The sequence below is a fragment of the Streptomyces millisiae genome (genome assembly GCF_031845425.1).
Classification (GTDB): domain Bacteria; phylum Actinomycetota; class Actinomycetes; order Streptomycetales; family Streptomycetaceae; genus Streptomyces; species Streptomyces millisiae.
The window spans coordinates 1-4,763 of record NZ_JAVREM010000144.1; the positions used below are offsets into that span (position 1 = coordinate 1).

Sequence of the window (4,763 nt, forward strand, 5' to 3'; positions counted from 1 at the left end):
CCGGCCTGCGGCGGCCACGCCGCCATGGCACCTGCGGTGCCGCTCCACGCAGCCCACAGCAGCGCAGTCGCCGTGGCCGCAGGCCGGCTAGGGCCGGCCCCCGCGCGAAGCGCGCTGAAGGGCGGGTGGGTGGGGAACACCCGGGCGGTGGCCGGCCGGGCCCGCCGCCAGGCCGATCACACCCGGGCGAGCGAAAGGGCCGCCGAGGCGGCCCTGGGGGTGGTTCTGGGGAAGCGACGGTGGTCTAGTCGTCGCGCTCCTCGCGACGCCGCTGCCACCGCTCTTCGATGCGGTTCATCATGGACCTCCGCTGGCGCGCGCCGCCCTGGCCGCCGCCGCGGCCGCCGCGGGCGCCACCGCTGGTGTCACCCTGGGGCGGCGTCCGACGCCATCCCGTGACGGCCACCACGGCGCACCCGAGCATGATCAGGAAGCCCACCACGCTGAGCCAGATCAGCTGCGCGACCATGCCTCCCATGAGGAGGCCGATGCCCACGACGAACCCGGCGATCGCTTGGTAAACCCGCTTGCGGGTGTACGTACGCAGCTCATTACCCTCGAGCGAGCTCGCGAATTTGGGATCTTCGGCGTACAGCGCTCGCTCCATCTGTTCGAGCATGCGCTGCTCGTGGTCCGAGAGCGGCACGGAGTCCTCCTACTCGTCGGTCGCGGTGGCGACCGGATCCGACCTTTCAAGGATAGGCAGGGAAGTCTCCCTGTGAAACCCACCCCTGTACGCCAATTTCGCCCGCCACGCGCAGTCCGCCGGACCCTGTGGGGGGTGGACAAGTCATTCCCCCAGCGGCTCCGGGTCATGCCGGAGGGCTCATCTCGATGATACGAGGAGTCGGACTATCGCTCGCCCGATGGAGTGGCGAGTCGCTCCGCGAGTACGTGCAGCCGGCCGGCGATGGCCTGGAAGGCCGGCAGCCCGGCGGCCTCCGCCTCCAGCCTGGCGAGCGCCCGCAGCGCGTCCGGCTCGGTGTCGACCAGCGCGCCGGGTACCAGGTCGGCGAAGATCCGCACCCCGTGGACCTCGCCAGGACGCAGCCCGGCGGCGCCGATCAGCTCCCGGAGCCCGTCGACGGTGAAGCGGTGCGGCACCGGGTCCGCGTCGCCCCAGCGGCCCGCCGGGTCGTCGAGGGCGCGGCTGGCCTCGGAGAAGCGCCCGGCGAGCGCGCGCGAGAGCACCGCCCCGCCCACGCCGGCGGTCAGCACGCTGAGCGTGCCGCCGTCGGGCCGCAGCGCCCCGGCGACGGCGCGCAGGCCGGCCGCCGGATCGTCCACGTACTCGAGCACCCCGTGGCACAGCACCAGGTCGAACGCGCCCGACTCGACGACGTCGTGCAGGTCGTGTGTGTCGCCCTGGACCCCGCGCACGCGCTCGGCCACCCCCTGCTCCGCGGCCCGCCGCTCCAGCGCGAACAGCGCGTCCGGGCTGGGGTCGACCACGGTCACCCGGTGGCCGAGGCCGGCCACCGGCACCGCGAAACTCCCACTGCCCCCGCCGGTGTCCAGGACGTCGAGCGCCGAGCGCCCGGTGGCGGCCGCGCGCCGCAGCAGCGCCTGCCGCAGCACGTCCCACACCACTCCGGTGCGCAGCGCGGCGTGCGGGCCCGACACCGGGCCGCCCGCGTCGCGAACCCTCGACTCTGACGGCATTGCGGCTGCTCCTTGCTGCGCGGGGCGGTGAGGTGGTGCGTGGGGTGAGATTCGGCCGATTCGGCCACGCCACCGTACCCGGCAAGACTACTTGGGCGTGGCACCACCGGGATCACCGAAGTCGGCCCGCAGCACCGGCTGGCGCAGCAGCAGCTCCTCCACCAGGCGGAGGAAGAAGGCGGCGGCGCGGCGCAGCTCCGCCGCGTCCACCTCGCCGACCACGCCGCGGATGCCGGCCTCGATCCTGGCCCGCCGCCCGGCGCTCGCCGCGAACAGGAAGCTCCACTCGGCGAGCTCGGGGGCTATCTCGGGCAGCACCTCCCAGACACTGCGGATGCGGCTGCGGGCCCTGGGCGTGGCCTCCGGGCGGCCACGCACCGCGAGCACCGCGGCGGCCGTGCGCAGCGCCGCGAGGTGCGCGGCCACGTACGCCTCGCCCGGGTCGGCGAGGCCGGCCGCCTCCGTCAGCCCCCGCTCGGCCTGGCCCAGCAGATCGAGCGCGGCCGGCGGGGCCGACGCCCGGCGCGGCACGGGGTGCACATCGGTCGGAAGTCCGGTCATGACGAGCCTCCAGTCCGTCGTCATCCAGCGCTCAGGCGGGCCGGCACCCCCCGAAAGGGCCGCACAGTCCGCACAGTCTGCGCATCTGGGCACATGGTGACGGATGGCACTGACAATTCCCGGCCGGTCATTGCCGCTTACGGTGATCTCGCGTTCCTCCCAGGTAGAGAATCGGCCCATGAACAGGACGAGCACCCGCCGTGGTGCGACCCGGCTGCGGCTCTACGAGGCGGCGGTCACCCTCATCGCGGAACAGGGCTTCTCCTCCACCACGGTGGAGCAGATCGCCGAGCGGGCCGGGGTGGCCAAGGGGACCGTCTACTACAACTTCTCCAGCAAGACCGAGCTGTTCGAGGGGTTACTGCGGCACGGTGTGGGGCCGTTGACGGTCTCGCTGCGCGAGGCGGCGCGGGCCTCCGCGGCGCACGGCGACGACACGGTGCGCCGGCTGGAGGCGATGGCCGACGCCGGGCTCGACTTCGTCATCGGCCATCCGGACTTCGCCCGGCTGCTGGTCGCCGAACAGTGGCGCACCAACCGCAGCTGGCACGGCACGCTGGTCGACGTCCGCCGGCAGGTCGCCGGGGTGGTGGAGGACGTGCTCCAGGAGGGCGTGAAGCGGGGCGAGTTGAGCGAGGACCTCGACATCCAGCTGATCGCCGGCGCCATGGTGGGGATGGTCGTGGTGGCGGCGCTCGACTGGCACACCTTCCACGCGGAGCGCCCGCAGGGCGAGGTGCGTTCCGCCGTCTCGCTGCTGCTGCGCGGCGGGCTCGGGGCTGGCGGGCAGGTGGGGCCCCCATCCCAGCACTCGCTGGGAAGCCCCTCGAACGCCGGCTGACGTCGAACGGGGCCCCACCTTCCGCCGCGCCCCGGCCGTCTCCGATCCGCCGCCCCGTGACGGCGGTTCGGACACCGCACGGCCGATCGGCCGGGGCACCGCGTTCACCCTTCCGTGCCAGGGGTGTCCTCCCCATCCGCGCCGGTACTCAGGCGGATACTCATCCGATACCCGGTACGCGTGGGGTGGGGTACCGATCCGCCGACCGGCGAAGGGCCCGGGTAACGTGCTGGTCCATGGCTCGGATCGTGGTGGTGGGCGCCGGCATGGGCGCCATGGCCGCCGCCGCCCGGCTGGCCACCGCGGGCCACCGGGTGACGGTGGTGGAGCGGACGTCGACGCACGGCGGGGCCGTCGGGCGCTTCGCGCGGGACGGTTTCGCCTTCGACACGGGACCAGGGCTGCTCCATCTGCCGGCCGTCTGGCGTGACCTGTTCATCAAGACCGGCAAGCGGGAGCTCGGCGAGTGCGTGGAGCTGAACCGGGTCGACCCGGCCGTCGAGCACCGGTTCGCCGACGGCGTCGCCGTACGGCTGCCGGCGGCGCTCGGCGGCGCCCAGCAGGCGCTCGACGACGCGTTCGGGGCCGGCGCGGGCGAGCGCTGGGCGGCGCTGCTGCGACGCGCCCGCCAGGTGTGGGAGTCCACCAGGCGCCCGCTGGTCGAGGAGCCGTTGACCACGCCCGAGCAGCGGGCGGCGCTGCGCGAGGACCCCTACCCGCACGCGGCGCGCCGCGGCCTGCTGCGTCGGCGCGCCCCCGGCACGCTGGCCGAGCTCGCCACGGCCGAGCTGCGCGAACCACGGCTCGCCGCGCTGCTCACGGGCACGGTGTGGGAGTACGGCGTGGACCCGGCGGTCGCGCCGCCGGGCGCGGCCGTCCTGGCGTACGTGGAGCGGAGCTTCGGCAGCTGGTATCCGGCGGGCGGCATGCGGGCGCTGGCCGACGCGGTGTACGAGCGGTGCCTCGAACGCCGCGTGGAGTTCGTCTTCGGGACGGCCGCCGAGCGGATCCTGGCCAGGGAGGGCAGGGCCGGCGGCGTCGAACTGGCCGACGGTGCCACGGTGCCCGCCGACTCGGTGGTGTGGGGCGCGCCGGGCCTCGGCGCCACGGCGCCGCACGCCACCGGGCGGCTCACCGTGCTGCTCGCGCTGCGCGGCCCGCGGCCGGCCGGCACCCCGCACCGCACGCTGGTGCACCGCGCGGACCTCGGCCGGCCGCCGGTGCGGGTGCTGCGCCCCGACGACCCGGCGCTCAGGCCGGACGCGGACCACGAGACGGCGGTGCTCTCCGCGCCGGCGCCGGCGCACGGCGTGGGCGGCGTCGACTGGCCGGCCCCCGGCGCGGCCGACCGGGCGGCCGACGAGCTGCTCGCGGCGGCCGAGGCGGCCGGACTCGACCTGGGTGGGCGGGTGTTGTGGCGCGAGACCAGGACCCCGGCGGACGTCGAGCGGGACACCGGCATGCCGGGCGGCGTGCTCCCCACCCCGGCCCTGGCGGGCGCCGACGCCACGTTCCTGGCCGGGGCCAACACCGGCCGCCTCGCCGGCGCCTACCGCGTCGGCGCCCTCGCCCACCCGGGCGGCGGCCTCGCCCACGCCGGCATGTCGGGCGCGCTGGCCACGGGCCTGATCGTGGAGGGCCCGAGCTGGCGGGGCTCCTACTGAACCGTTTGGCCTGCCGGCCTGAGCGGTTCGAAGGG

The 4,763-nt window shown here is 75.4% G+C and carries 5 protein-coding genes; 2 read left to right on the top strand and 3 right to left on the bottom strand.

Annotation, left to right across the window (positions count from 1 at the left end; genetic code table 11):
* Positions 1-244 precede the first annotated feature (244 nt).
* The 3 genes from RNC47_RS35805 to RNC47_RS35815 all read right to left on the bottom strand — a co-directional run bounded on the left by RNC47_RS35805 (position 245) and on the right by RNC47_RS35815 (position 2,223).
* Positions 245-646: a DUF3040 domain-containing protein gene (locus RNC47_RS35805; RefSeq protein ID WP_311605009.1), complete on the bottom strand. Its 402-nt coding sequence runs from the start codon at positions 644-646 to the stop codon at positions 245-247.
* A gap of 206 nt (positions 647-852) precedes the next feature.
* Positions 853-1,662: a class I SAM-dependent methyltransferase gene (locus RNC47_RS35810; protein ID WP_311605011.1), complete on the bottom strand. Its 810-nt coding sequence runs from the start codon at positions 1,660-1,662 to the stop codon at positions 853-855.
* A gap of 87 nt (positions 1,663-1,749) precedes the next feature.
* Positions 1,750-2,223, bottom strand: coding sequence for an SAV_6107 family HEPN domain-containing protein (locus RNC47_RS35815; protein WP_311605013.1), 474 nt, complete (start codon positions 2,221-2,223; stop codon positions 1,750-1,752).
* Positions 2,224-2,401: 178 nt separating this feature from the next.
* Between RNC47_RS35815 and RNC47_RS35820 the strand changes: the two genes are divergently transcribed.
* Complete coding sequence (locus RNC47_RS35820; RefSeq protein ID WP_311605015.1) at positions 2,402-3,064, top strand: TetR/AcrR family transcriptional regulator; 663 nt, start codon at positions 2,402-2,404, stop codon at positions 3,062-3,064.
* Between the two features lie 236 nt (positions 3,065-3,300).
* A complete protein-coding gene (locus RNC47_RS35825) occupies positions 3,301-4,728 on the top strand; it encodes a phytoene desaturase family protein (RefSeq protein WP_311605016.1) in 1,428 nt (475 codons plus the stop codon).
* Positions 4,729-4,763 lie beyond the last annotated feature (35 nt).

Excerpts from the sequence above, each read along its gene's own strand:
- RNC47_RS35810 (WP_311605011.1), bottom strand. The coding sequence starts at position 1,662 with ATGCCGTCAGAGTCGAGGGTTCGCGACGCGGGCGGCCCGGTGTCGGGC.
- RNC47_RS35815 (WP_311605013.1), bottom strand. The coding sequence starts at position 2,223 with ATGACCGGACTTCCGACCGATGTGCACCCCGTGCCGCGCCGGGCGTCG.
- RNC47_RS35820 (WP_311605015.1), top strand. The coding sequence starts at position 2,402 with ATGAACAGGACGAGCACCCGCCGTGGTGCGACCCGGCTGCGGCTCTAC.
- RNC47_RS35825 (WP_311605016.1), top strand. The coding sequence starts at position 3,301 with ATGGCTCGGATCGTGGTGGTGGGCGCCGGCATGGGCGCCATGGCCGCC.